Consider the following 25781-nt stretch of genomic DNA (forward strand, 5'->3'; position numbering starts at 1 on the left):
TTACTTCTGATTTATTGAGAGGGATTGAATATTTCATAAAATATATATATTAAAAAAGGCTTTTGTCATTTGACAAAAGCCTTTTTTAATATATTCAAGATTAAACTTGCGGACCGGACGGGACTCGAACCCGCGACCTCCGCCGTGACAGGGCGGCATTCTAACCAGCTGAACTACCGGTCCGTTTCTCCCTTGCGGGGCTGCAAAGATAGAAAACAAAAAGTCAAAACCAAATCTATTTTTTCTTTTTTTTCTTTTTCCTGTTCAGCCAGATCATAAAACCCGTTACCGGAAGACTGGCAGCAACTAAACTGGCTATAAAGGCTATGATCTTACCTGGTAAGCCCAGGATTGCCCCGACATGAATATCATAATTCATACCGATTAACTTTTCGCCCGCATTTTGTTCTTCGTAATTTCTTCTGTTAAGCAGCTTCCCTGAATACTGATCAAATTGTAAAGCATCAGCATGATAATATGTTTCTTTACCAATGATTCCGGAAATATAAATCACTCCATCAGCACCGGAAGCAGAAGAGACGCCAATCCTATCCGAAGCTGGCAGCAGTTTTTTTGCTGTTTCAAAAGCTTGATCAACCGGACTGAATACAGGAGTAGCCGGATGTGATTTCTCCTGTTTGATTACTGGTTGCGTGATTGAGCGGGAAGAAACTACGTAAACCGTAGTCTGAAACCATTTTAATGCGAATACCATGCCTGTTAATGCTAATACCAAGGTAATCAGCATTACATAAAATCCGGAAACATTGTGCAGGTCATAGGTTATCCTTTTAAATCCTGCGTTCCATTTAATCTTAAAACTTTTATTGATATTGGTTTTACTCCATTTTTTAGGCCACCACATGATCATACCTGTGATAAGCATGATGACAAATATCAATGTACTATAACCAACTATGGGTTGTCCGTAAGTATCATTTAACAATAAACTCCAGTGGATGAATTTTACGATATTAAAAAAATCGTATTTATAGTCATATCTACCCGTAACTGTTCCGGTATAGGGGTTAATGAAAACTGACTCGTAATAGTCAAGAGTTCCAAAATAAGTAAGCGCTTTTTCATCACCTGGTTTATAGGTCATAAACTCCCAGGCGCGTTCAGGATCCTTATAGGTTGTAGAGAAATTCACCGTATGATCTTTACCCAGTGTCTGCTCTGCCTTCTTTAAAAGCGTACTGTAAGGTAATGTAACGACCGATGCTGGAGGTTTAACAAAGAATGTTTCCTGATGAACGATGTCTGATATTTCTTTCTGAAAAACAAACAGACAACCTGTAATACTTACAATTAATACAATTATCCCGGTTATTAATCCAAGCCAGAGATGTATCTGACCTATTATTTTACGAAATCTGGTCATTGAAATTTATAAACGGGGATAAGGCCGGTAGTGTCAATATGTTGATTATTTAGACTGATTAAAGATTATGCAAAGCAACAATTTTTTCATCTTAACATCAAATATTTTATCAACTCTTTTTATGCTATCATTTTATATTCAATTCTTACGATATGATAAGATTTTTGATTAGGCGAACATCTAGATTTGAGCTTAGCCAAAGAGTGATACACTAGCTCAACTCAATAATACTTTTAAAAAGGAATGGAACAGATTGAAAATTAATAATATAAAATTATGCGAAAACAGATCCTCTCTATCAGAGACAATTTAATCGGGTATTATATATCTCTGCATTTCAAAATGTATTAGATTTGTGGTATAATATGAAACGAATCAGAACTTTTAACTTAGCATTCCTGCTGGTATGCGGTTTTTCAATTGCTGCACAGGCACAGGAAGGAACTAAAACTGTAGATAAAGAACCTTTATATAACTTTTCACCTGCTTTTGAATTCCTGCGTTCAACGCATAGTAATTTCTTTAATGGTCCTTCACTGAAAGTGAGCAGGAATTTTAAAGGACGTTTTAAACCTGGAATAGGAATCGCTTATGCGACTACAGAAAAGCATCATGATAACGGATTTGTACTTTATAAGATGAAAGTACTTCCTGTATATGCAAATCTGACCTATGAGATCCCAACGAAATCAAAATTTGAGCCTTTTGCTGAAACTTCTCTTGGTATCTCATTTGTTAAATATGACAGGGCAACTGATGAACAGCCATTGATTACTACCCGCGTAAATGAGACCGGGTTTTATGTATATGGTGGTTTAGGATTGAGATATGCTGCAACCAAACATATTGCACCTTATGTTACCGCAGGTTTTAAAGGCTATCACATGAGTACAAATGACCTTGAGGTGAATCCTCATGGTGTAACTTTCTCAGTAGGAGTAAGGTTTTGAGTAATGCCGATGAACAGAGAGCGCATTATAATAAACGCTTTGAAAATATAAACTATGAGGATAAACACCTTGCAGGCCGTTATTTTGATAACTGTACTTTTTATAAATCAACAATCAAAGGATGTTTATTTGAAGACTGTACTTTTAATAATTGTATTTTCGAAGATAGCGATATCTCATTAATCAAATTTAAAGATACTTTTATCAATAACCTTACTCTGGTAAGCTGCAAAGCTATTGGTATACTATGGTATGATGCGCTGAATCCTTTTTCTATAGTTGCAAAGAACAGCATCCTAAGTTATTCCAGTTTTTTTGGTAAGAATCTGAAAAAGACAAAATTGATCAATTGTACGGCCAGAGAAGTTGATTTTACTTCCTGTAATCTGAGCAGTGCAGATTTAAGCGGTACGGATTTTATGGGATCGACTTTTTCAGATACTGATCTCAGGATGACTAATTTCAAAGCAGCTCAGCACTATCAGATTGATCCGTCTGGCAACAAAATTAAAGGAGCAGTTTTTCAACTTCCGGCTGCCATTTCCTTTTTGGACAGTCTGGGTATAAAAATAGTTGATTAAAAAATAAAAATCCAACTGTGTATGCTGTCATTGGCTAATGACAATCTTTTTTAAGTGCATACACTGCTGGATTTTTATTTTAATTAATAACCTGCCGTAAAACGTTGTTTAATATGTTTTGGGTTTTCCAGCTCATCAATGATAGCAACGGCTAAATCCTCAACAGATAATATACTTCTGCCTTCAGCATTGAATACTGGTGTGTCCAGGCTTGTTCTGTATGTACCTTTACGTTTTCCTGAAGTATGAGGTCCCATTTCAAAAGCAGGGCTGAAGAAAGTCCAGTCCAGATCTTTTTCTTCTTTAATAATGTTCAGGTAATCTCTTGCTGCAGTTGCACCTGGTTTATAGGCAGCAGGAAAATCAGGTGTGTCAACAGCCTGTACTCCGGGAGCAACCTCTAAACTTCCTGCACCACCAATTACGATATATCTTTTTACATCCGAAGCCTTAATACCAGCCTGGATAGATTTTGATCCTTTGATAAAATCTGCATAAATATCAGGATTAGTCCATCCTGAATTATATGCGCTGATAACAGCATCTTTTCCGGTAACTGCTTTCGTTACCTGACCGGCATCAAGAACATCAGCTTTTTCAATAACCAGATGATCATGGTGTAAAGTGATTTTTTCAGGGTTTCTGACAATTGCCGTTACTTCATGACCTCTGTTCAATGCTTCTTTTAGTATTGCTGAGCCTACAAATCCGGAAGCTCCAATTAATGCTATATTCATATGATTCTAATTTATTTTATAATTCTGTCTGAAATTTTCTGCTAAATTCCCTTAATGTCTTTTTTTCCAGCTTACTGGTCAGTGAAAGTTCAGCCTCAGTATAAAGCTCGTCAAGATGCTGATTAATCTGCCGGCCAACTGTACAGGCAGGATTTGGTGTATTGGTGCGTCCAAGAAGGGGGGCCTGACGAACTGCTTTGTAGATATCAGATAATAAAATATCTGCTGAGGGGCGTGCGAGTGTACAGCCGCCACCGTTACCTTCTTTACTGAATATGAATCCTAGTTTACGCAGGTTACTGATCTCTTTACGAACCAATGCAGGATTCAGGTTAATGCTGCCTGCAATCCATTCTGAAGATAACTTTTCACCTTCACTTAAATCAAGCAGGGTAAGTATGTGAATTGCTGTTGCGAACTTTGCGTTATTCATCTGTAATGATAATTGTTACAGTACAAATGTATGCAAAAGAATTACTTACAAGAATTTGCTATGTCTTGTTTGTGTAAAAATGAAAATAGAAGGTCTATTTGGCAAGTCTCTTTTCTAAGATAACCGTGTTACCAATTTTACGTTTTCTGGAATTATTAAGGATAACATTATAGTCGCCCAGGAACCCTGTCCCGACTATGTTCTGAGGGAAAGCTGAGCTTAACTGAACTTTTTGCTGAGTTAACTCAATTCCGTTAAATAACAGGGAAGGGATTTTTACTTCATAAATTGTATCCGCTAATTTCCTTGCATGGATATCAGATATAATTCTTTTAACTGGTTTCAGTTTATATGTGGCAATTAACCGACGGCCTAAATCAGATCTGGAGTTGAGCTGAAAACAGGCTCCTGAACCAAAGTCCAGTGCGAAGAATGTTTTAACTCCTTCAATCTCGACGGCTACTTTAGGATAGGAGTCATTCTTATAATTGATAGTCGTAAATGCCTCAGCTGGTGTAAAAGGAAGTTTAGAGATCGAAATCTCATTATGATCGTTGTTGATTTTCCAGTTATATCTGTAAACCATTTCAGTTCCTGTAGATCCGGTAATCAAAGAATCAGGGAAAGCGTAATTAACAATAGCCTGCTCACTTCTGAATTTAAGATTCCCGACAGTGATTTTTGGAGAATAGAAAAGCAGCCTGTCATGTGGTTTACCATTTGGAGCAGTCAGCGTAAGTATATCCCAGCTGGGTGTCAATGCTCTGGTGCTCTGAAAATAAGGTGCAAGTCTTAAAGGTTTGGAATAAGTGCCAAATAATAAGGACATACTGTCTTTGTCTATCTTTACCGGTATAAAGATCCGGTTGTACTTATCCTTTTGAAAGGTTACCTTAGTGACTTCCGTTGACTGCGCATTGGAATTTTGTGGGGTAATACAACTAACAGCAGTAATGCAGCCTAAGCCAAAAATGAACCTTAAAGCGTTTTTAGGGAATGATTTTGTGGTGCTCATCGTCGTATGGATTTATCGGTATAAAAATAATCAATTTAATAGAACAAAACTACCTTTAAACAATTTCTATATTTTAAACGTTTATTACGAAATTATCATCTATGCCCCTTTGGTTAAAACGCTCAGTTCAGATTCTCGCTTCGCTAATATTATTGATTATTGTAATTTTCATAGGTCTGGCTATTTATGTCGGTGCTCATAAAAAAGAATTACAGGCTTCCATTACAAAACAGCTGAATAAAAATCTGAATGGCAGTCTGACCGTTGGCAGTCTGGAACCTACTTTTCTGAAGAGTTTTCCGAATGTTTCTGTCGCATTAAAAAAGGTAGAAATCAAAGACAGTTTATGGAATGTACATCATCACTCTTTACTTACGGCAACAGGTTTTGACATTGCAGTAAATACGATGGCCCTGCTAAAAGGAACTATAGAAATCAGAAAAGTGACAATTAATGATGCTGAAGTCTATTTGTATACTGACAGTAATGGTTATAGCAACACTTCAGTCTTCAAAAAGAAACCTGAAAAAGCACCTGTGGTAAAGGATGATAGCTCAACACCAGCTGAGATCAGACGTTTTGAACTTAATGATGTACGTTTTATACTCGATAACAGAAAAGGAAATAAGCTGTTTTTATTTGCCATTCAGGACTTTAATGGTAAAGTAGATTATCCGTCATCAGGATGGAATGCTGATATTAAATTAAAGACTTTAGTACGCAGCCTTGCTTTTAATACCAAAAGAGGAAGTTTCGTCAAGGATAAAGTGCTGGAAGGGAAAATGAATATCGCCTATAATGAAAAAGCCGGTATGATTGAAGTTAAACCCAATGTACTGAATATCGGTTCTGACCCTTTTGTCCTGGGTGCAAAATTTAAAATATCAAAAGATCCTGTTGAGTTTTCTATCAGTGTAGAAGCACCACATATTTTATGGAAAAATGCATCAGCTCTGCTGGCTCCTAATATCACCTCAAAGCTGGATATGTTTAGTCTGGATAAACCAATTTATGCCAAGGCCGTTATAGAAGGTAATATGGGTGCAGGCGGAGATCCATCTATTTTTGTTAAAGCAAAGGTAAATGATAATGTACTGACCGGATTTGGCGGGATTGTAGAGCAGTGCAATTTCTCCGGCATTTATACCAATAATTTCATTAACGGAAAAGGCTTTACAGATGCTAATTCAGCTATCAAACTATATCATTTTTCAGGCAGTTATAAAGAACTCCCTTTTACAGCAGATACAGTGTTTATTCATAATCTGGATAAACCTGTTGCTACCGGTATTTTTAAATCCAGGTTTGACGTTGCTAAACTGAGTAACGTTCTGGGTAAAGATGTGTTGAATTTTACCAAAGGTACAGCCGATTTAAAGTTACAGTACAGTGCTGATATTGTAGATTTCAGATTCAATAAACCTATGCTGGCCGGATTGATCAGTGTGAAAAATGCTGATGTAAGTTATGTTCCCAGAGGAGTTGACTTTAAGAATACATCCATTATGCTGGACTTTAAAGGTCCTGATTTACTGATCAGAGACATCAGACTACAAAGCGGCAAGAGTGTTGTATATATGGACGGAAGTATTAAGAATTTCCTCAATCTTTATTATAATGATCCTGAGAAAATTCTGGTAAACTGGAAGATGCACAGCCCGGAAATCTATCTGGGTGAGTTTCTGGGTTTTCTGGGGGACAGAAAAAGCAGCCCTCCGGTTAAATCCAAAAGCAAGAGTAACAGCTTTGCCACACAGATCAACACCATACTGGATAAAGGAAGTGCTGAAATCAATTTAAGAGTTGATAAAGTACATTACAGCAGGTTTACAGGAACAAATGCAACGGCAGATATTTTTCTGTCTCATAATGGTCTGAGTTTAAAAAATGTCAGTCTGAAACATGGGGGAGGAGCTATTAAATTAGATGGAAAGTTAAAGCAGAATGGCCGTCTAAATAGTTTTGCACTCAATACAGTTGTTTCCAATGTAAATATCAGAGACTTCTTTTATTCATTTGAGAACTTCGGACTGCAAAGTCCTACCTCTAAAAATCTGAGAGGTAATTTTTCGGCCAGAACAAATGTGACCGGTAGTGTTAATGGTGCGGGCAAACTTATTCCGGGTTCTATGAACGGGAATGTTAGTTTCGTGATTAAAAAAGGGGCACTCGTTAGTTTTGATGCGGTGAAAAATATAGGCAGGTTTGCTTTCCCGTTCAGAAATCTTGATAATATTACTTTTGATAATCTTAACGGTAAATTTGATATTAATGGCCGGCTGGTTACTATCAGGCCGATGATGATTAATTCGAGTGTACTGAATATGGATTTAGCGGGTGTTTACGCAACTACAGGAAAAGGAACCAATATACTGCTTGATGTACCCCTGAGAAACCCGAAAAAAGATGAGGATATTACCGATAAGCAGGAAATAAAAGAAAGGAGAATGAAAGGTATTGTCATTCATGTCCTGGCCACAGATGGGGAGGACGGTAAGATTAAATTTAAGCTTGTAGGAAAAAAAGATAAGGAAAGCTAAGGCTGCAGACTTTCAAATTTATCTCCTATCAGAAATATAAAGTCCTCATCGACAGCTACCTCGTCGTTGGTTACCCACATGTCATCTTCTGAAAGAAAGATTTCAAAGCCCTGATGCCCCGGAATGTTAACCATGAAAATTGAATCTTCATCATTTTCAATTTCAGTGATGATCACAGGAATGGTTTCACCTTCAAATTCTACTGAAAACTCTGTTTTTAAATCTGCCATGGGCCAAATATATTGATTTTCAGTTCCTGATTAATGGAACGGGAGCATAAAAATGATTTAAAGGACCTTTCCCTTTTCCGGTTGTGCTATCAACACCGTGACTGATAGCCTGGTTAACATAAAACTCTGCATTTTCTATAGCAGCTGGCAAGTCAAAACCTCTGGCCAGGAATGAAGCTATAGCCGATGATAAAGTACAGCCTGTACCATGGGTATTCTGACTCAGAATAGCATCGTTTTCATAGATAAACTCCCTGCCGGTTTTATCCAGATATACATCATAAAGTTTACTGCCTGTTAAATGTCCGCCTTTGATTAACACCGCATAACTGCCAAAACTCAGGATTTTTTGTGCTGCGGTTTTCATCTGCTCAACTGTAGAGATCCCGGTTTCTGCTAAAACAGATGCCTCATTCAGATTTGGTGTTACCAGGGTAGTCACAGGAAATAATAGCATTTTCATCAGATTAATGGTGTTTTCGTCAGTTAACTGACGTCCGCTGGTTGCCACCATAACCGGATCAAGGATGACCGGGATTTCCGGGTATAAACTCAAAACATCAGCGATAGTCTGTAATAATTCTGATTTACCGATCATGCCGATTTTGATCGCGTGCGTTTTGATATCATCCAGTACAGCTGTGATCTGATCTTTAACTATAGCAGGAGGTAAATAGTGCAGGTTGGTTACGCCAAGCGTGTTTTGAGCAGTAACTACTGTGATTGCAGAAGTTCCGTAGCAGCCCAGAGCTGAAATTGTTTTCAGATCGGCCTGGATACCTGCGCCGCCACCACTGTCAGACCCTGCAATGGTAAGTACAGAAGGGTATACATATTTACGCTTCTTACTTACCATTTTTCGCCGGATCTTAATAAGAATTGAATAATTGCAGTCATTGAATAATTTTAAGAAATGTAATTCTGGTTAAAATTATCAATATATACATTAATATCAATACAAAAGAGCTAGTTCGCTTTGTCTACTGTGGTTTCAATTGCGTCCTGAATATTCTTTGGTAATGATGATAATAAATCATAACCGGTTGCTTTTTCAATTTGTCTTACAGAAACACGGTAATTTTTCCAGTCTTCTTTGATATCCTGAATATTCGGAGTATCCACCGCGATTACTCTTGTTGTTGCAGTAACCCTGTCCAGATCACCATTACCAGCAGGAATAACTACTGCTATTTTCCATACATTAGAAGGAACGGTTACCTTACCATTAGCAATCGTACTTGCCAGTCCTTTGCTGCCTACACCACCTGAACCATAACTACCCATAATAATATAAACCTCATTTCCCTGTGAAGCCAGCGTACGCAGGTAGTTTTCCATGTTAGCCCAGGTTTTCTGATTATTAAGCGGAGCCTGAGGAATCATATTTGACATCAGAAAAGTAGCACTGTTTGCATTGGAAGAGCTTGTACGGTCCGCTGAAGGGATATTATGACCACGATCAAATCCAGAACCTACATAAGTATTGCTCTGAACCTGAAAAGCACCTGAAGGAAGGCCTGTAAATCCGGCAAAGTTGTCTAGTCTTGGTGATGTACCATTGAAGTCATTGACATCCAGATGCCAGCTTACCCAGTTTGGTGTACCTTTAGTGCTGTTATAAGATTCTACATAATAAGACTGATTGATCAGGAAGTTATCTGCAGAAACCATAGTTGCATTAGAAGGGTTACCAAATAATAAATTGCTGTTATCACCAGATGCCGGTTGTGCATCCGTACCAACTGTGATACCACGAGGAGGTGCAGCTGTTATGTTGTTTGCTGTATCTACAGGATTGGTATCCGGTGTACCGATAATAATACCTGAATCACCTGTTCCTTTAAAAGTAATATCATCAATGTTTATCCTTGCTGTGCCTGATTTTTTGATCTGGAAACGAACAGGTGTAGTGGCAGTTACCTTAAATGAATCCAGTTTTAAAACTGCATTATCCTCAACAACATCTGTACCCACCTGTGTATAGGTTACACCAGCGTCAGTAGAGATCATCAGCTGCCAGGCAGATGCTGCATCTTTTCCGTATTTACCATGTTTGATATACAGCATGGTCATGCCTTTTATATCAAAGTTCATAGATACTTTTCCTGTTCTTAGCCGGATACTCCTGGTTCCATTTTTTAAATCTGCATCCGTAGCACCTACAAGTGCGTCGTCTAAGGTCCAGCTTCCTGTTGGAGAAGTGATATTTCCAACAGCGTAAGGTGCTTTATTTGAACTTTCAAATCCTTCATTTATTGAATATACTGCCGGTGGAACGATCGGGTCAGTAATAATGGTGTCTTCTGTAGTTTTCTTTGAACAGCCAGCTAAAACCAGGGCAAGACTGCTGTAAATAAGTAATCTTCTAAAAATCATATTATAAAATTTGGTGATTGTTTTGGGTTTCAAATATGACTTATTAATATTAATAAGGTATTAAATTATAGTTTATTTTCAAACGAAAAACTGTTTTAGCTGTTATACAGGGCAATAGTTAATAAAGGAGGAACAGATAGTATCATTTGAAAGTTCAACAAAATAATTTCTGGTCGTTTTTTTGTTAAAGAGTTAGAGGCATAATTTACCAATGCTATAAAAAAGATATTAATTGTTATACAGCGTGGGTAAAAGAACAGACTATCAGCTTACATTATTCATTACCGGTGCTTCGTACAATTCGGTAAAGGCAATCAACAATATTAAATTTATTTGTGAAAAATATTTGCAGGGAAATTATGCGCTGGATATTATTGATGTCTATCAGATACCCGAAATAGTTCTTAAGGAGCAGCTTACAGTATTACCCACACTGATCAGAAGAGGGGCGGAAACTTATAAAAGATTAGTTGGCGATTTATCTGATATCCCGGCAGTATTACGAGGACTCGGTGTTAATTTTAAGGATAAAGAATGAGTGCTCAGCATACACAGGAACAGCTATTGGCTGAAATAAAAGAACTGCGCCTTCAATTGGAAGAGGCTAATGACACTATTGAAGCTGTCAAAGCGGGTACCGTAGACGCTTTTGTGGTTAAAGGACAGGAGGGGCACCAGTTATATGCACTTAAAACAGCCGATCAGACCTTTAGGGTACTTATAGAAAAAATGGGAGAAGGGGCGGCTACGCTGAATAAAGGCGGAGTTATTCTGTATTGCAATTCCCGTTTCGCTAAAATGGTAGACCTGCCCTTGCATCAGGTAATGGGTAAACGTTTTGATCAGTTTATTAACCGTTACAATGATGCTAAACTGAATGATATTACAATTAGTGGTGAAGTATCAGATTATAAAACAGAAGAGACATTAATCAGTTCTGATCTTTCCAGTATGCCGGTGTTAATGTCAATAACTAATCTTAACCTGGAAGATGGTACTGCATTTAGTATTCTTTTAACTGATTTAACGGCGCAAAAAATAGCACAGCAGGCTTTAAGAGATAAAAATGAAGAGCTGGAAGAAGCGAGGAACAAGGCGTTGCAGGTGAACGATGCATTGGAGGATACAGTAGAAGAAAGGACAAAGGATCTTTCTGTCAGCAGAGAGCATTTTATGCTGCTGGCTAATAATATTCCTCAGATCACCTGGACGAATCTGCCATCAGGACAGTTTAATTTTTTTAATGAACGCTGGTTTGATTATACAGGTTTATCATTTGATGCAACTTTTGAAGAGTCCTGGGATAATATCATTCACCCAGAAGATCTTCCTGCCACCAGAGAGAAATTCATCCGCTGTATGCAGACAGGGGAGGTTTTTGAAATTGAAAACCGTTATAAACGTAATGACGGCACTTACCGCTGGCATCTGAACAGAAGTATTCCGTTGAAACAGGAAAGCGGAGAAATCTTATTCTGGGTAGGCACAGCAACGGATATTGATGATCAGCGGAAGTCTATTGAAAAGAAAGATGAATTTATCGGTATAGCGAGTCATGAGCTTAAAACTCCGCTTACTAGTCTCAAAGCCTATCTGCAGCTGATTTCCAACTACAGAAAAGAACCGGTACCAGACCAGATAAAAACTTTTATTGTGAAGGCCGAAAGTTCGATAAGCAGATTGCAGATCCTTGTCAATGATTTACTGGATGTGAGTAAAATACAGGCCGGTAAGCTGTATTTCAATTGTTATCCATTGAGCGTCACTGAACTGATCTCTGTCTGTGCTGAAAATGCCAGTTATATGTTCCCTGATTACAATATCATTTTTAAGCCGGGACCGGATGTAAACATCAGTGGAAATACAGAACGGCTGGAGCAGGTGATGATGAACCTGATTAATAATGCTGTAAAATACTCTCCGCTGCACAAAGATATTGTGTTGTCATTTGTCAAAGAAGGTACTCAGGTCAGGATTTCAGTCACAGATTATGGCATAGGTCTTTCATCCAGTCAGAAAGATAAAATCTTTCAAAGATTTTACCGTGTGGATGATAAGGATTTTATGGTCAGTGGTTTAGGTATGGGGCTCTATATCTCTATGGAAATTATTAAAAATCATCAGGGCACAATTGGTGTACAAAGCAGAATTAACAAAGGTTCTACTTTTTACATTTTATTACCTTTGCTTTCATGAAATATGCAATAATCTTCTTGTTTTGTCTGTCAGGTTTATTTAGCCGTGGGCAGGAGCTGAAACTCAGTCAGCTCAAATCATTTATAGGTCAGCCGGTTTCGTCGGTTACCGACAGCTTAACACATCATCAATGGGTGGTTAGACCAGAATTATCAGGTGAACAGGGGAAACAGTTGTATAAAACATTTTCTTACGGAAATCATGAATCTGAAAAATCAAAAGCACTATCCTGGTTCAGGATTCATGCCGATGATGAAGTGATTAATCAGTTATACTATCAGCTGAACGGACCTGAACCATATAATCTGATTCTGAAGGAAATCAAGCTTGCCGGTACAGAGAAGAAAGATACACAGGATATTGATAATAAGCAGATCAGTACCTATTATATATCAAATGATTATATCTTTCAAACGATAACAGGTAATGATAGCTATACGGTAATGGTTATGCCCAATAAACAGCCATAATTCTAAAAGGCTTCCCCAAGACCAATTGAAAGTCCGGAGTATCCTTTACTCACCCCATAATCAACTGCAATATTGGTATTGGAACCTTTATTGAATTTGATTCGCATACCAGCCCCAATTGCCGGATGAATCTTTTTAAACATATTATTCTCCGGCTCAGTCACTGAAGTTGCGTTGGCAAAAACGACAAAACCAAACAGGCCATTATCAGTAATATCCCTTCTGTATTCACTTTCTATATAAAATAAACCTTTTCCTCTGTATCTGTTCTGGTCCATACCTCTGCCAGATCTGTTATAAGGATCCCATCCGATACTAGGCAGATTAAGATAAGGGATGCCACTATTGAGACCTGTCCAGAAATAAGACCAGAAAGCGAGCGTATTCTGCTGATGCGGTCTGGTATTTAAAGAGATATATTTTCTGGCATCTATATAAAGAGACTTCCAGCTGGTCTGACTTCCCATAAATTCCGGATTGGTTCTTAAAGTCATATTCAGATAACTTCCTGGTAATGGATTGATAGAATTATTACGGGTATCATAAAGTAAGCTGAAAGATATTCCTGATGAAAAAGAATTGCTTCCCTGTTCAGTGCCCACGTTATAACCGCTAAATTTCTGCAAGCCTGGTTCAGGTGTTTTTATATTAACAAAATAGTCAAGGTTATACCCGAAACCAGCATAAAAATACGGCCTGATTTGTTTCAGTGCGCTCTGGTAAAATCTGACATATTTATAATCAATCAGCATCTTCTGATCTTCGTGTCCTGAGCCTAAACCCCAGGTATACTGCGGGTAAACAAGGAAACGGGTGTCTCCCTGTATATTCCATGTGTTGTTTTTAAGCCATATATTTGACCTTAAAGGCAATCCAAAACGGCCTTTGAAATTCCAGTATGGAGTAAAAGTTGCGTTAGAGATATTTGTTGTTTTACGGTCTCCCAAATAAAAACCGGCACTGGTGGAAGTGATCAGTGCCCTGCCTCCACCGGGAACATTGGCACCTATCGGCAGCAATGAAAAGAAGATCTTTTTAGGGTTTTCTCTGGTTTTGGTTCCTGGTTTTATTTTAAATAATACCTTGGCGATATCTATTAAATCCCGCTTATTTGAAGTGTCACGAACCTGATTATTTGCTGAAATTGCATCACTTGCATTTTGTGCACTGGCATGATAAGTAATAAAAAGGAAGAAGAACAGGTAAATTGTTTTTTGCATTATACGCGAAGATTTTAGGATTTTTATATTGTTTAACCAAATGCCGTGCCGTATTGTTTATATAATTGAGAAAAAACTTCATTTTTCTCAATTATATAAAATAGTTACATTTGAATACAGTCGTTTACTATTGAATATTTGCAGATACAGTTTGACTATGAAACAATACCGGTACGAAACATTCACTAGTATCATTGAAGCTCAGATCAGTCAGGGAATTTATCAACCTGGTCACAAACTTCCCTCAGTAAGAGCATTAATGAAGAAGTTTTCAGTCAGTACCGGAACTGTTCAGCAGGGCTATGAATATCTGATGATAAGGGGCCTGGTAGAAAGTATTCATAAATCAGGTTATTATGTTTCCAGTTCGCCACAACATCAGCTTATTATAAGCCCGGTAAAGAAGAAACCTGTGGTAAGAGATGCTGTATTTAAACATAAACTGTCATTGATTACTTCGTCCGGCAGGACACAGAATACTTTAACCGGTTTCAATGTTGCTGCGCCCGGAGATCTGCTGATACCTCAGAAACTGATTCTGCGAACGATGCAGCAGGTGATCAGGGAACAGGGTGCAGGTTTACTCAGATATTATCCTTCAACCGGATCTGCAGCACTTAAAAACAGTATTTGCAAACAAGCTGCACATTATAATGCCAATTTACTGGCCGATGAGTTAATTATCACTGACGGCGCACTGCAGGCGCTGTATATTGCATTGATGTCCACTTGCCTTGCCGGAGATACCGTTGCCGTAGAAAGCCCGTGTGTATTCTCTGTTCTTCAGGTAATCAATACTTTAAGATTAAAAGTGGTGGAGATTCCGGTCGATTTCAGTACAGGATTTGATATAGATTATCTGAAAAAAGTATGCGCGGGAACAAAGATTAAAGCGATCATCATTACACCAAATTTTCATAATCCCACAGGTATTTTATTGACTGATGACCAGAAAAAACAATTGCTTTCAGTTGCACAGTTGCACGAAATTGCGCTCATTGAAAATGATGTTTATGGAGATCTGAATTTTAATGGTAACCGGCCTTCAAATATTAAATCTTTTGATGACAGCGGTCTGGTGATGACCTATTCATCCTATGCTAAAACTCTGGCAGCCGGTATAAGGCTAGGCTGGCTGTCGGCCGGCAAATTTTTCCGGCAGGCTGAACAGGTTAAATTTTCTACAGGCAGTACAGTTTCGCCGGTATATCAGGAGACGGTAAATAAGCTCTTGAACTCAACTAGTTATGACAGACATATCAGAACATTAAAAACTCAGTTATCAAGAAATGCTTATCATACAGTTAATATCCTCGCTACATCTTTTCCTAAAGGAACACAGATGATCATGCCCGCGGGGGGATATAATTTATGGGTAAAACTGCCTGATTATGTTAGTATAACTGAATTTTATCTACATTGCGAACAGGTAGGCGTGAAATTTACACCAGGAGAAACCTTTTCTTTCTCTGCTGATTATAAAAGATTTTTCAGAATCGTATTTGCTGATCAATATTCAGCAAAGCGTATTGAAGCACTGAAGCTGGCTGGCGGAGCCTCTGATAAGGATTTGTCTGTATAAATCTGTATGGGTTATTTTGTGAAAATGTGTATCGGTGCGGGTCTGCAGCGATGATTAATTTTGCTCCCATAAATTTTACACCATGGATCAAAAGATAATCACAAAATTCAAAGTAGCAACTGATGACGCCATTAACGAATTATTATACCTTACCAAAGCAATCACTATAGAAAAATACGCTGGTTTTGTTGCCAGCGATGTCATTGAGCGTTATATAGCTGACAGATATCATGATAAACAATTAATTGATGAAATGAACAGTTTTGGCAATCAATGGTTAGTTGTTTATGCTGATGGATTAGCGGCAGGATATGCTTTTCTGACTACTCAGGGAAAACGCCCCAGGCTACTGGAGAATAAAAAAGCCATCTGTATTGCCGATTTTGGTGTTTTACAAAGCCACTTATCCGGTGCTGCCAGACAATCTTTAATGGATAAATGTCTGTCCATTGGAAAAAGTTATGAAGCAATATGGTTTAATGAACAAAATGATAGTCCACTATTATCTTTTTTTGAGGATCACAGCTTTATCAAAATGAATGAAGATCATTTTTTGATTCATCCGGATCTCAAAATGGCTTGTCTAATCAGAGAGAACTAACAGATACCGGGTTAACTTACAAAAACGCATGATATATTTTTGTAAGTTAACAACTGGTATCGCGCATCAGACTCTTGATCCCAGATCACGGTCTTTGGGATCTCCGCTGAGCAGACAGGTAAGCTCATTACAGTAACATAACCGGTTCCCGCTGAAACGAAACTCGCCAATTACCTGAACCAGACCTTTTCTTTCCTCTTTTGTTGTTCCGCTTACCAGATGATTGGAAAAAACTGTATGATCTTCCTGTACCAGGGTCAGCACATCAATCTTAATCTCCGGCATATCTTTTTTCAGGACTTTCATATGTTGATTAAACTCTTCAAAATATAATGTTTTGCCATCAACGTATTGAACATAGTCCGGGCTAAAGTGCTTTTTTATCAGCTCTTCCTGATATAGCGGATTCTCCAGAACCTCCGAAAAAATCTCTTTTAAACGTGATTTATAGTCTGTCATTTTTATTGTTTTTTATCCTTCAAAACTATAAATGGATAATCTGCTGACAATAGTATATAACTGGCAATGATTGGACTATTCACGGATACGGACAACAGGACACGGTGGACGCAAAGAGATTTATGTTGGAAGGGGTCTGAGCATAGGGTAAAATGGATGATATGGCTTCGTATTTCAGTTACTGCCTGTAAAAGCCAGTTTACTGCTGATGTTTTCTGCGGTATTCAGTAGGCGTAAGGCTGGTATATTTCCTGAAAGAAGCATTAAACGATGATTTTGAATTAAAACCTATTTCGTATAAAATTTCAAGAATGGTCAGGTTACTTCTGGCCGGATCTTTCAGTATCCGCATTGCCTTTTCAATACGGTACTCATTTACAAAATCAAAAAAATGCTGATCCAGCTGATTGTTGATGAGTATAGATAAATCGCGTACGGGCATTTCCAGCTGATCTGCGAGATCCTGAATGGTCAGTGATGGCTCCAGATATGGTTCCTGCAGAGTCATATAGTTTCTGATTTTCAGAATATCTTTATTATTCTCCGGGATTACTGCTTCTTTAGGCTGCTGTTTTTTGTTCGGAGATATTGGTGTCAGGCTTTCTGCCGGCTCAGTTTTAGAGTCTATACCTCTGAACAGATCCGGGCTATACAGCGCTTTTAATACAAACCAGCATAAAATAAATACTGCATTAACCCCGACAATAATCTGTGCCCCGTTAAAAATATCACGACTGCTGATATACATTAACAAGTCTTTAAGTGTGACTATTGAATGCACTATAATTATAACAACAGTAAGCTGAAACAGCCATTTATAAGTAATAGTTGTATTATCTGCATAATTTTCCAGATATATCTTTCTGTACTTTTTTAATACCAGTAAAATGGCAATAACATAAAATATAAACTGAAGATGCCCCAGTACAGAAAATATTTTTCGTGCTTCGGAATCTCCATAATATGTAATGAAATGGGTCTTTGCCGTCAAATCTGCAAGATATACCTTTGGTAATAAGAATAGATTATAAAGTAGAAAAGGAATAGCATGCAGCAGGTGTTTGATTTTTAAATGGAAATCAGAAAAACATACAGATAGGGCATATAAAAAAAACACCGGATTGATCAGCCAGGAAACCGACCATCTGAATACCTCCAGATCTGGGTGATTTTTCGTAATATGGTAGATAAACCATCCGCTAAGATCAATTGCATTAAGAATGATAAAAGCTGCCAGCAGGAAATTGCCCAGTTTGTTTTTAGTAGGAACTGTTAAGAGAAAGAATGCTAAAAGTAAGGAGACGAAAACAGCAATTACACTGATAATACTTATTAGATTACTACTCTCCATCTGGTTATAACTGATTTTAACTGACCTAAAGTAAATATATTATTTTAATCAGGCTGCTATAAAATGGCAGGTTGATCGAAATAATATTAATCCATTAAAAAGGAGGCGTAAAAATCAGGGATACCACTTTCCTGAATCCCGCTGATTACTTTATTAACCGGATATTCCAGTTTAATCAGTTCAGGTTTTATTCCATCTTCACTTATAGCTATTAAAAGATAAGTCGCCAGAGGTTTTCCTTCTTTTGATCTGCCCACGGAGCCACAATTGATTACCACCTGATCAGAATCGTTATTTTTTGAAGGAATTGTTCTGATATAAGATAGATGGGTATGACCCATAACCAGTATATCTGCCTGATGTGAAGTTAGCATTTCGTCAATATCATTAGGATCATGATCTTCATAAATATATTCCTCGTTACTTCTTGTACTGCCATGTACCAAAAGCATAGTTATCTGATTTTTACGGAGCTTAAAAGTAATACTGATCTGAGCAGGCAGGCCAGCCAGGTATTTTCTGTTTTCTTCTCTGATTGTGTTTTTGGTATAATTAATCGCAGTAATTCTGGCTTTGGTTTCCTCCTTGGTGTGTTTACCAAGAGGGATAATTTCATGATTGAATGCAATTCTTTCATCATGATTACCCATCAGACAGGAAATTTGCAGCCCCTTGACTATTTCAATAACCTCATTAGTCCATGGAGCAAAATCTACCAGATCACCCAGACAATATATCTGGTCAGCTTTCCGTTTTTCAATATCATTCAGCACAGCTTGTAAAGCGGGCAGATTTCCATGAACATCACTGAAAATTGCAATCAGACTCATGATTTATACCGTTTGGAGATAATTACAATTAACATAGCGATACAACCCCATAACAGCATCTGAGAAGTTGAAAGACTCCATTGTCCCAGTTTCCAGCTTAACAGGCCGAAATAGGTGCCGACAGCAGCACCTATAAAGTACATAGTCATGTAGATGGTATTCAGGCGGCTGTGTGCATCCTCATGAAGGCTGTAAATTCTTGTGAAATTGGTAATTTGCGTAGCCTGAACACCAATATCCAGAAAGAATACACTAACAATTAAAACTGGTATGGAATAGGGGAAGATTTTAATGAGCAGGATACTTCCTATGATCATAGAGACCGTTAGTAGCAGAGAATTGTAAACATTGCCTTTATCTGCAAGTTTACCAAAGTAAGGTGCTACCAATGCTCCCCCAATGGCAATCAGGCCGAACATACCAATGGTTCCGGTATGATAATTTAATGGCGCACTGCTTAAGTGGAAGGTTAACGTAGTCCAGAAAGAACAGAATACGCCAAAGGTAAAAGCACCTAACAATGCTGCCTGTCTTAAAACTCTGTATTCTTTGACCAGGGCAAGTGTGGATTTTAGCAAACTGATATAACTGCCTTTAAATTTAGGAGTTACCTCTGGCAGGTATAATTTTAGCAAAATACCCATGGTCAATACCATTAAAGCAGATATAGCGTATACATATCTCCATCCAAGCCATTCGGTAATCAAACCACTCAATACCCTGGCGCCCAGTATACCTACCAGTATACCGCTAAAAACCTGTCCTACATTTTTACCCCGGTTATGTTTTCCTAAAGTTGCAGCCATAGGTAAGATAATCTGAGCGGGAGTAGAGAAAAGGCCAATCAGGAAACTGAGTACGCAGATTACAGTAAGTGTGGACGAAAAAGCAAAAAGAATCAGCGTAAGCGTCAGCAAACCTGAAAGAAGCAGAATGAGATTTTTGCGGTTTAATTTATCGCCTAATGGCAGTAAAAAAAACATTCCAAGACCATAACCCAATTGAGAAAGCATAGAGATTTTGCCTATCTGGCTTTCACTTACGTGTAAGGCTTGTCCGATTTCATTTAAGATAGGCTGATTATAATAAATATTGGCAACTATAACTCCTGCAGATACCGCCATTAATGGAATAATAGCCGGATGCAGGTTTGATTTTTCTGATGTCATGTGTTTTTTAATCTGGATACAAACATACCATTTGAAGGCGTTAACAAATTGTATATTTAACCGGTATATTTGTAAAAAAAAATATTAATTGGAACGATTTATTCAGCATGAGCCACTTTTTATCAGACATTTTACCACAGAAGTCTGGCCATATCCGGTGCATAATCATAATCACTTTGAACTGATGTATATCCATTCGGGAAGTGGTTATCATGAACTGAATGGAGAAGTTAACCCTTATAATGGCAGATGTATGTTTTTATTGGCTCCGGCCGATTATCATATCCTGAATATTCAGGAAAAAACGGAGTTCAGTGTTTTGAAATTCAGTAATGTTTATCTGGATGGAGCAACAGATGAGTCTGTTAAAAATGAATGGAATAAGCTGATTGATCATTTGCTGGTAATTAGCAACGCCTATGATTCCTGTCTGGTTAAGTCTGCAGATGAACTGGATAAAATTGATCATATTATACGGATGGTTGTAAGAGAGTGGGAGGATAGTAATACTTCAAATGAGGTTATTTTTTATTTAATCCGCAGTGTTTTTGCACTGATTAAAAGAAATGCTCTTCATCAGATGATTCCTGGCAATTTATCAAATGGGAATTTATTTATTGATATAATGAACTATATCCATGTAAATATTCAAATTCCTGAAAAGCTGCGGTTAAGTTCCTTATCAAAACAATTTAACCTCTCTCCAAACCATTTAAGCAGCTTGTTTAAACAACAAATGGGGGCTTCTATTAAAAAATATATTGACGATTATAAATTTAAGCTGATTGAAAACCGGCTGAGATATAGCGGTTTGATGCTGAAAGAAATCAGCAATGAGTTTGGCTTTACAGATTTGAGTCATTTGAATAAATTTATGAAAAACAGAATAGGTGTCAGCCCTAAAGATCTCAGAAAGAATCCGGGGAGTGATATATAGTTCTCAGGTCAGTCTCATTTCATAGATTTTCTTACAGACTGTTGATGACAGAGATTCGTAATCCCTTTGATACCTTCGCGGTAACATAAAAATAACCAGATGAGATTTTTACAAAGTTTATTATTTGTTTCATTCATACTTTTAAGCAAAACCGAATTAAAGGCTCAGGTTACTGAATTTCCTTTTAAGTTCAGCGGGACCCATTTATATATTAAGGCACAAACTAATCAAAACGATTCTTTGAATTTTGTGTTTGACACTGGTGCAACCGGTATGTCGATAGACTCTTTAATTGCTGAACGTACAGGAATAAGTAAAGCTACTAAACAACTGGCGTCAGTTACCGGATCGGGCGGATCCCGTAATTATGCTATGGTTTTACATCAAAATATCAAACTTGGAAATGTTGAGTTGAAAGATGTAAACATGGTTCTGATCAATTTTGCTCCGTTATTTACCGCCACAGGAGAAAAGATGGATGGCATCATAGGTTATGAATTACTGAATAAGTACGTAACTCAGCTGGATTTCGACCGTAAAAAGATGTCTTTATACGATGATATTAAATCAGTGGATACTACCGGCTATACAGGTATACCTTTTGAATTCAATAAAGATATACTAATTCCACGTTTTCCGGTTTCAATTACACTCGCCAATGGCGAAAAGTTTACAGGTAGGGTAATGTTTGATACGGGTAATGTTTTTACTTTAATTGTAAGTACTCCATTTAGTAAATTTCACGATTTTAATAGTAAGCTGGGCCAGACCACTATTCTTGGAGGCAGAGGAATGAATTCAACCACACAAGATCAGCTGGCTACAATTCAGGCAATGTCATTCAATGGGTTCGATTTTGGAAAAATGAAAATCAGGCTGACAATAAATGATAAAGCAGAAGCTAAAGATGGCTATCTGGGGATTTTGGGTATTGAAATTATCAGACGTTTTAATGTGATTCTCGATTATAAACATCAAATGATTTATATGAAACCTAATCAGGCTTATCGTGATGCGTTTAATATGGATGATTCTAAAAAAACTACGGAAGCCCAGGAAAGCGCTATGTTTTTAGAAAAGAATAAAACCAGGCCTGGTGTAATGGTTACGCCGTCAGGATTGCAGTATAAAATTATCAGACAGGGTAAAGGACCTAAACCATCTTCAGAAGATAGAGTAAGTCTTCATTATACGGCTATGCTCATTAACGGAAAGAAAATATGGAGTACCTATGAGGATAAAAAGCCATGGGTGCACCATCTGGATAAGGCGCTTGCTGGTTTAAGAGAAGGCGTGCTGATGATGCCAGAGGGCTCCAAATGGATACTGTATATCCCTGCTTCACTGGCTTTTGGGGCTGCAGGAAATCAGGATATTCCAGCAGGATCAGTATTGATATATGAAGTGGAGGTTCTGAAACCAGATCCCTCCTGATTCATTTAAATAAGCGGGATTACCCTTGTTTTCTTACATATTTGGTAAGAATCACGATAACTTGTCCTTCAATTTTACCTTCAATCTGATCGGTATTATTATCTACTAAACGGATGTTTTTAACAACAGTACCCATCTTTGCATTTAGCTGAGAACCTTTTACATCTAATGATTTGATTAAAACCACCGTATCACCTGTCTGAAGTAAAGCTCCAAGGCTATCTTTGTGAAATTCAACAGTGTCAGTATCATGATCAAGGCCGCCGGCAGCTTTAGCCCAGGCCATTCTCTCTTCATCAAGATACATCATGTCAAGGCTGTCCATTGCCCAGCTTTCATTACTTAAACGGTTAAGCATGCGCCATGAAACTACCTGTACCCCTGGTATTTCACTCCACATGCTGGTGGTTAAACAATTCCAGTGTTTGCTGTCCAGTGTTTCTTTCTTGTCAATTTGAGCAAGACATTTTCCGCAGATAATAATGCAATTGTCCTCGTTACTGGTTGATTGTGGTGGCACTTCATATAAGGTAAGAGCTTCTGCGGATTCACATAATTCACATTTGTTTTCGCTTCTTTTTAGCAGTTGTTCTTCCAATTTCATATCTTTCTTTATAGTAATCTGCGAAGATAATTATTTTATGTCGTAATCCTTATCGGGCTTTGTGTTACCGGTTTTTCAGCAGACAGATAGGTTTTGTGTTCTTGTAATGAGTAACTTACAGGTGACGCAAGCTAATTCAGCTTTTTTTTCCTATTTTGGATTATGATGAAGCAATTGGTATCAGCATTATTTCTATCTGCAGTTTCTGTACTGCCCTTAGCTGCACAGCAAACTCAAAAACCTGTATTACATGGCCGTAACTGGATGGCAATTACCGGAAAGCCTTTAGCTGCTACTGCAGGAGCAATGATATTTCAGAAAGGTGGAAATGCTGTAGATGCAGCTTGTGCTATGCTGGCTGCTACCTGTACAATGTGGGACACTTTGAGCTGGGGAGGGGAAACCCAGGCACTCATCTATAATCCGAAAACAAAAAAAGTAATTGCTATTAATGCTATGGGAGTTGCTCCTGGTGGTGCAACTGTTGACTTCTTTAAGAGTAAAGGATATAATTTTCCTCCTGAATTTGGCCCGCTGGCAGCTACCACACCAGGTACACCCGGCGGACTGTTATATATGCTAGCCAGCTATGGGACACTGAGTCTTGAGCAGGTTCTTGCACCTGCTATGGAAATGGCTGCGGGTTATCCTATTGAAGCGCAGGCTGCTGGTAGCATTGAGCGTGGTAAATCAAAGATTGAACAATGGCCATACAGTAAAAAGGTTTTTCTGACTCATCCAGGCGAAAAGAGAGAAGCACCTGAAGCAGGTGAGATCTTTGTTCAGAAAGACTTGCTATCAACACTTCAGAAAATGGTGGCATCAGAAAAGCAGGCACTGAAACAAGGTAAAAACAGAAAACAGGCTATAATGGCCGCATATGATCGTTTTTATAAGGGTGATATTGCCCGGGAGTTTGTACGTGGCAGCCAGGAACAGGGGGGGCTGATCACTATGGATGATCTTGCTAAATGGAAACCTCTTGAAGAAGAACCGCTCATGGTGAATTACAAGGGAATTGATGTGTATAAGCTACAGCAATGGACACAGGGACCGGTGATGTTACAGGCATTGAATATCCTGGAAAATTTTGATCTCAAAAGCATGGGATACAATAGTCCTAAGTATATTCATACCCTTTACCAGGCAATGAACCTTGCATTTGCAGATCGTGATTTTTATTATGGCGATTCTTATGCAGAACCTCGTGAACCTATGAAAGGTTTATTAAGTAAAGCATATGCTAAACAGCGTGCCGGATTAATACAGTACAACAAGAATGATCCTAATATTGGTCCTGGTGATCCATATCCGTTTGAAGGAAAAAAGAATCCATATATAGGTTTACTAAAAGAGCGGGGATATGATCTTGATTTTACATCCAGAAATTTTGCTCCTGTGCATGATATGACAAGTAATTTGCCAGATACTGCTTATATGGAAAGACTTTGGTTAGGGACAACTTCGGTAGAAGCTGCGGATAAAGAAGGATGGGTAGTTTCCATGACTCCGAGTGGTGGCTGGCTGCCTGCTTGTATTGCCGGAAAAACGGGAGTCGGTATGAGTCAGCGAATGCAGAGTTTTGTTTTGGATTCTGCTTTAAATCCATTTAATGTACTTGCTCCTGGAAAAAGACCAAGGGTTACTTTATCTCCTTCTATGGCATTAAAAGACGGAAAATTATTTTTATCCTCTGCCGTTCAGGGGGGAGATACACAGGATCAGAATCTTTTACAGTTCTTTTTAAACGTTACAGAATTCGGAATGAACGTGCAGCAGGCAACAGAAGCAGCAAATTTTAATACCAATCAGCTCTGGCTTTCACTGGGGGGGACTAAAACAGCAGATCGTCAGCCTAAACCGGGTCAGATATTGTTAAATGATAATACAAGTGAAGAGGTAAGAAGTGAGTTGAAAAAGATGGGCTATACTTTAAGTTTTGGTGCCAGAACCAGCGGCCCGGTTAATGCCATTTATTTTGATTGGAAACATGGTAGTTTATGGGGTGGGTCGAGTAATCATGGAGAAGATTATGGAATAGGCTGGTGATTTTTTTCTGAAGATTGTTAGGGATAGTGAAGCTGATACCTTCATTATATTTGTGCTATATAATTATAATCCAATGAACATTTGCATCTCTCAGCATCTGCTTTTGTTTTGCATCTGCCTGTTGATTTTTATCATCACCTCAGCTATTATGATCCGGCAGAGCAGAAATTTCTTTTACCTGGATGGAACAAAGAAAAGGTTTTCAATTTTGAATCTGGAGTTTCCCTCAAGCCGTTCATCGATCAGTATATTGATCAGACAAATCAAAAAACTGCCTGTTATAGAATCGAAAATGGTTTTCAGCGCTTTACGCGGGCATCTTTATACTGATTTCTTTTTTATGCCTGGAGTCTATGTGGGTGTTCTATTGCTTTGTCTGACCGCATCCTGCGAAAGCAGCGGATATATCAGTGATTTGTTTAAGGCTCTGGCATGGTTGCAACCTTTGGCCTGGTTTTGTGATATTATAGAAAATATTTACCTTTTAGGACAACTAAAAAAACCAATCCCTGCTTCGGCAAGGTTTTTTATTTTTTACCGTTTGCTGGAGATTACGAAATGGGGACTGTCCTTTACAGGTTTTTTGCTGGCTATCTTACAGTTGATTTATCATCATTTATAATTACCTTAAAT

At 38.1% G+C, this 25781-nt stretch carries 25 protein-coding genes and 1 tRNA gene; 12 read left to right on the forward strand and 14 right to left on the reverse strand.

Annotation, left to right across the window (positions count from 1 at the left end; genetic code table 11):
* Positions 1 to 109: 109 nt before the first annotated feature.
* Both PL_RS25435 and PL_RS25440 read right to left on the reverse strand, forming a co-directional pair.
* Positions 110 to 183, reverse strand: a tRNA-Asp gene (locus PL_RS25435).
* Positions 184 to 235: 52 nt separating this feature from the next.
* Positions 236 to 1384, reverse strand: coding sequence for a PepSY-associated TM helix domain-containing protein (locus tag PL_RS25440; RefSeq protein WP_041880614.1), 1149 nt, complete (start codon positions 1382 to 1384; stop codon positions 236 to 238).
* Between the two features lie 365 nt (positions 1385 to 1749).
* Between PL_RS25440 and PL_RS25445 the strand changes: the two genes are divergently transcribed.
* Entirely contained in the window at positions 1750 to 2334 is a 585-nt protein-coding gene (locus tag PL_RS25445; RefSeq protein ID WP_041880611.1) for an outer membrane beta-barrel protein, read from the forward strand.
* Entirely contained in the window at positions 2331 to 2915 is a 585-nt protein-coding gene (locus PL_RS25450; protein WP_041880609.1) for a pentapeptide repeat-containing protein, read from the forward strand. The genes PL_RS25445 and PL_RS25450 overlap by 4 nt, the downstream gene beginning before the upstream one ends.
* An 83-nt stretch (positions 2916 to 2998) precedes the next feature.
* Here the strand turns inward: PL_RS25450 and PL_RS25455 are convergent, their stop codons facing one another.
* The 3 genes from PL_RS25455 to PL_RS25465 form a co-directional block, all read right to left on the reverse strand.
* Positions 2999 to 3652 (reverse strand): NAD(P)-dependent oxidoreductase, encoded by a 654-nt coding sequence (locus PL_RS25455; protein ID WP_041880606.1) that lies wholly within the window; start codon positions 3650 to 3652, stop codon positions 2999 to 3001.
* A 16-nt stretch (positions 3653 to 3668) separates the two neighbouring features.
* On the reverse strand, positions 3669 to 4085 hold the full coding sequence (locus tag PL_RS25460) for an Rrf2 family transcriptional regulator (protein WP_041880605.1): 417 nt from the start codon (positions 4083 to 4085) through the stop codon (positions 3669 to 3671).
* Positions 4086 to 4179: 94 nt separating this feature from the next.
* A complete protein-coding gene (locus PL_RS25465; RefSeq protein ID WP_041880603.1) occupies positions 4180 to 5100 on the reverse strand; it encodes a hypothetical protein in 921 nt (306 codons plus the stop codon).
* Between the two features lie 101 nt (positions 5101 to 5201).
* On the opposite strand from PL_RS25465, the gene PL_RS25470 reads away from it, so the two are divergent.
* A complete protein-coding gene (locus PL_RS25470; protein ID WP_041880601.1) occupies positions 5202 to 7640 on the forward strand; it encodes an AsmA-like C-terminal region-containing protein in 2439 nt (812 codons plus the stop codon).
* Here PL_RS25470 and PL_RS25475 read toward each other — a convergent pair.
* The 3 genes from PL_RS25475 to PL_RS25485 all read right to left on the reverse strand — a co-directional run bounded on the left by PL_RS25475 (position 7637) and on the right by PL_RS25485 (position 10246).
* A complete protein-coding gene (locus PL_RS25475; protein ID WP_041880598.1) occupies positions 7637 to 7870 on the reverse strand; it encodes a hypothetical protein in 234 nt (77 codons plus the stop codon). The two genes, PL_RS25470 and PL_RS25475, sit on opposite strands and share 4 nt — an antisense overlap.
* 19 nt (positions 7871 to 7889) lie before the next feature.
* Positions 7890 to 8726 (reverse strand): bifunctional hydroxymethylpyrimidine kinase/phosphomethylpyrimidine kinase, encoded by an 837-nt coding sequence (thiD, locus tag PL_RS25480; protein WP_041880596.1) that lies wholly within the window; start codon positions 8724 to 8726, stop codon positions 7890 to 7892.
* A 110-nt stretch (positions 8727 to 8836) separates the two neighbouring features.
* Entirely contained in the window at positions 8837 to 10246 is a 1410-nt protein-coding gene (locus PL_RS25485; RefSeq protein WP_041880595.1) for a DNA/RNA non-specific endonuclease, read from the reverse strand.
* A gap of 244 nt (positions 10247 to 10490) precedes the next feature.
* On the opposite strand from PL_RS25485, the gene PL_RS25490 reads away from it, so the two are divergent.
* The 3 genes from PL_RS25490 to PL_RS25500 are packed head-to-tail and all read left to right on the forward strand — an operon-like array spanning position 10491 to position 12912.
* On the forward strand, positions 10491 to 10784 hold the full coding sequence (locus PL_RS25490) for a circadian clock KaiB family protein (protein ID WP_348620669.1): 294 nt from the start codon (positions 10491 to 10493) through the stop codon (positions 10782 to 10784).
* On the forward strand, positions 10781 to 12442 hold the full coding sequence (locus PL_RS25495; RefSeq protein ID WP_052496187.1) for a PAS domain-containing sensor histidine kinase: 1662 nt from the start codon (positions 10781 to 10783) through the stop codon (positions 12440 to 12442). Before PL_RS25490 ends, PL_RS25495 begins: the two co-directional genes overlap by 4 nt.
* Positions 12439 to 12912, forward strand: a complete 474-nt coding sequence (locus PL_RS25500) for a hypothetical protein (RefSeq protein ID WP_041880589.1) — start codon at positions 12439 to 12441, stop codon at positions 12910 to 12912. Before PL_RS25495 ends, PL_RS25500 begins: the two co-directional genes overlap by 4 nt.
* Positions 12913 to 12914: 2 nt before the next feature.
* Here the strand turns inward: PL_RS25500 and PL_RS25505 are convergent, their stop codons facing one another.
* Positions 12915 to 14132 carry a BamA/TamA family outer membrane protein gene (locus PL_RS25505; protein ID WP_041880586.1) on the reverse strand — a complete coding sequence of 406 codons (1218 nt, stop codon included), beginning with the start codon at positions 14130 to 14132 and terminating at the stop codon, positions 12915 to 12917.
* A 157-nt stretch (positions 14133 to 14289) separates the two neighbouring features.
* On the opposite strand from PL_RS25505, the gene PL_RS25510 reads away from it, so the two are divergent.
* On the forward strand, positions 14290 to 15714 hold the full coding sequence (locus PL_RS25510) for a PLP-dependent aminotransferase family protein (protein ID WP_041880585.1): 1425 nt from the start codon (positions 14290 to 14292) through the stop codon (positions 15712 to 15714).
* Between the two features lie 82 nt (positions 15715 to 15796).
* Positions 15797 to 16315: a hypothetical protein gene (locus PL_RS25515; RefSeq protein ID WP_052496186.1), complete on the forward strand. Its 519-nt coding sequence runs from the start codon at positions 15797 to 15799 to the stop codon at positions 16313 to 16315.
* 66 nt (positions 16316 to 16381) lie between these two features.
* Here the strand turns inward: PL_RS25515 and PL_RS25520 are convergent, their stop codons facing one another.
* From PL_RS25520 to PL_RS25535, 4 genes are all read right to left on the reverse strand, one after another.
* Complete coding sequence (locus tag PL_RS25520) at positions 16382 to 16774, reverse strand: nuclear transport factor 2 family protein (protein WP_041880583.1); 393 nt, start codon at positions 16772 to 16774, stop codon at positions 16382 to 16384.
* A gap of 199 nt (positions 16775 to 16973) precedes the next feature.
* Positions 16974 to 18125, reverse strand: a complete 1152-nt coding sequence (locus PL_RS25525; RefSeq protein WP_041880581.1) for a helix-turn-helix domain-containing protein — start codon at positions 18123 to 18125, stop codon at positions 16974 to 16976.
* An 86-nt stretch (positions 18126 to 18211) separates the two neighbouring features.
* A complete protein-coding gene (locus PL_RS25530) occupies positions 18212 to 18955 on the reverse strand; it encodes a metallophosphoesterase family protein (protein ID WP_041880580.1) in 744 nt (247 codons plus the stop codon).
* Positions 18952 to 20124, reverse strand: a complete 1173-nt coding sequence (locus PL_RS25535) for an MFS transporter (RefSeq protein ID WP_052496185.1) — start codon at positions 20122 to 20124, stop codon at positions 18952 to 18954. Before PL_RS25535 ends, PL_RS25530 begins: the two co-directional genes overlap by 4 nt.
* 88 nt (positions 20125 to 20212) lie before the next feature.
* Between PL_RS25535 and PL_RS25540 the strand changes: the two genes are divergently transcribed.
* Both PL_RS25540 and PL_RS25545 read left to right on the forward strand, forming a co-directional pair.
* Positions 20213 to 21061, forward strand: coding sequence for an AraC family transcriptional regulator (locus PL_RS25540; RefSeq protein ID WP_041880578.1), 849 nt, complete (start codon positions 20213 to 20215; stop codon positions 21059 to 21061).
* A 99-nt stretch (positions 21062 to 21160) separates the two neighbouring features.
* Positions 21161 to 22495, forward strand: a complete 1335-nt coding sequence (locus PL_RS25545) for an FKBP-type peptidyl-prolyl cis-trans isomerase (protein WP_052496184.1) — start codon at positions 21161 to 21163, stop codon at positions 22493 to 22495.
* Positions 22496 to 22514: 19 nt separating this feature from the next.
* On the opposite strand, the gene PL_RS25550 is transcribed toward PL_RS25545, so the two are convergent.
* Entirely contained in the window at positions 22515 to 23099 is a 585-nt protein-coding gene (locus PL_RS25550; protein WP_041880575.1) for a PhnA domain-containing protein, read from the reverse strand.
* Positions 23100 to 23261: 162 nt separating this feature from the next.
* Between PL_RS25550 and PL_RS25555 the strand changes: the two genes are divergently transcribed.
* Together PL_RS25555 and PL_RS25560 are read left to right on the forward strand one after the other, a co-directional pair.
* Positions 23262 to 25148: a gamma-glutamyltransferase family protein gene (locus tag PL_RS25555; RefSeq protein ID WP_235324494.1), complete on the forward strand. Its 1887-nt coding sequence runs from the start codon at positions 23262 to 23264 to the stop codon at positions 25146 to 25148.
* Between the two features lie 73 nt (positions 25149 to 25221).
* A complete protein-coding gene (locus PL_RS25560) occupies positions 25222 to 25770 on the forward strand; it encodes a hypothetical protein (RefSeq protein WP_152620285.1) in 549 nt (182 codons plus the stop codon).
* Positions 25771 to 25781 lie beyond the last annotated feature (11 nt).

The organism is Pedobacter lusitanus, assembly GCF_040026395.1.
Classification (GTDB): domain Bacteria; phylum Bacteroidota; class Bacteroidia; order Sphingobacteriales; family Sphingobacteriaceae; genus Pedobacter; species Pedobacter lusitanus.

Coding starts and splice junctions, on each gene's coding strand:
- PL_RS25530 (WP_041880580.1), bottom strand. CDS start 18,955: ATGAGTCTGATTGCAATTTTCAGTGATGTTCATGGAAATCTGCCCGCT.
- PL_RS25515 (WP_052496186.1), top strand. CDS start 15,797: ATGGATCAAAAGATAATCACAAAATTCAAAGTAGCAACTGATGACGCC.
- PL_RS25535 (WP_052496185.1), bottom strand. CDS start 20,124: ATGACATCAGAAAAATCAAACCTGCATCCGGCTATTATTCCATTAATG.
- PL_RS25500 (WP_041880589.1), top strand. CDS start 12,439: ATGAAATATGCAATAATCTTCTTGTTTTGTCTGTCAGGTTTATTTAGC.
- PL_RS25525 (WP_041880581.1), bottom strand. CDS start 18,125: ATGGAGAGTAGTAATCTAATAAGTATTATCAGTGTAATTGCTGTTTTC.
- PL_RS25470 (WP_041880601.1), top strand. CDS start 5,202: ATGCCCCTTTGGTTAAAACGCTCAGTTCAGATTCTCGCTTCGCTAATA.
- PL_RS25455 (WP_041880606.1), bottom strand. CDS start 3,652: ATGAATATAGCATTAATTGGAGCTTCCGGATTTGTAGGCTCAGCAATA.
- PL_RS25555 (WP_235324494.1), top strand. CDS start 23,262: ATGATGAAGCAATTGGTATCAGCATTATTTCTATCTGCAGTTTCTGTA.
- PL_RS25545 (WP_052496184.1), top strand. CDS start 21,161: ATGAGATTTTTACAAAGTTTATTATTTGTTTCATTCATACTTTTAAGC.
- PL_RS25445 (WP_041880611.1), top strand. CDS start 1,750: ATGAAACGAATCAGAACTTTTAACTTAGCATTCCTGCTGGTATGCGGT.
- PL_RS25485 (WP_041880595.1), bottom strand. CDS start 10,246: ATGATTTTTAGAAGATTACTTATTTACAGCAGTCTTGCCCTGGTTTTA.
- PL_RS25520 (WP_041880583.1), bottom strand. CDS start 16,774: ATGACAGACTATAAATCACGTTTAAAAGAGATTTTTTCGGAGGTTCTG.
- PL_RS25465 (WP_041880603.1), bottom strand. CDS start 5,100: ATGAGCACCACAAAATCATTCCCTAAAAACGCTTTAAGGTTCATTTTT.
- PL_RS25460 (WP_041880605.1), bottom strand. CDS start 4,085: ATGAATAACGCAAAGTTCGCAACAGCAATTCACATACTTACCCTGCTT.
- thiD (WP_041880596.1), bottom strand. CDS start 8,726: ATGGTAAGTAAGAAGCGTAAATATGTATACCCTTCTGTACTTACCATT.
- PL_RS25495 (WP_052496187.1), top strand. CDS start 10,781: ATGAGTGCTCAGCATACACAGGAACAGCTATTGGCTGAAATAAAAGAA.
- PL_RS25510 (WP_041880585.1), top strand. CDS start 14,290: ATGAAACAATACCGGTACGAAACATTCACTAGTATCATTGAAGCTCAG.
- PL_RS25475 (WP_041880598.1), bottom strand. CDS start 7,870: ATGGCAGATTTAAAAACAGAGTTTTCAGTAGAATTTGAAGGTGAAACC.
- PL_RS25440 (WP_041880614.1), bottom strand. CDS start 1,384: ATGACCAGATTTCGTAAAATAATAGGTCAGATACATCTCTGGCTTGGA.
- PL_RS25560 (WP_152620285.1), top strand. CDS start 25,222: ATGAACATTTGCATCTCTCAGCATCTGCTTTTGTTTTGCATCTGCCTG.
- PL_RS25550 (WP_041880575.1), bottom strand. CDS start 23,099: ATGAAATTGGAAGAACAACTGCTAAAAAGAAGCGAAAACAAATGTGAA.
- PL_RS25505 (WP_041880586.1), bottom strand. CDS start 14,132: ATGCAAAAAACAATTTACCTGTTCTTCTTCCTTTTTATTACTTATCAT.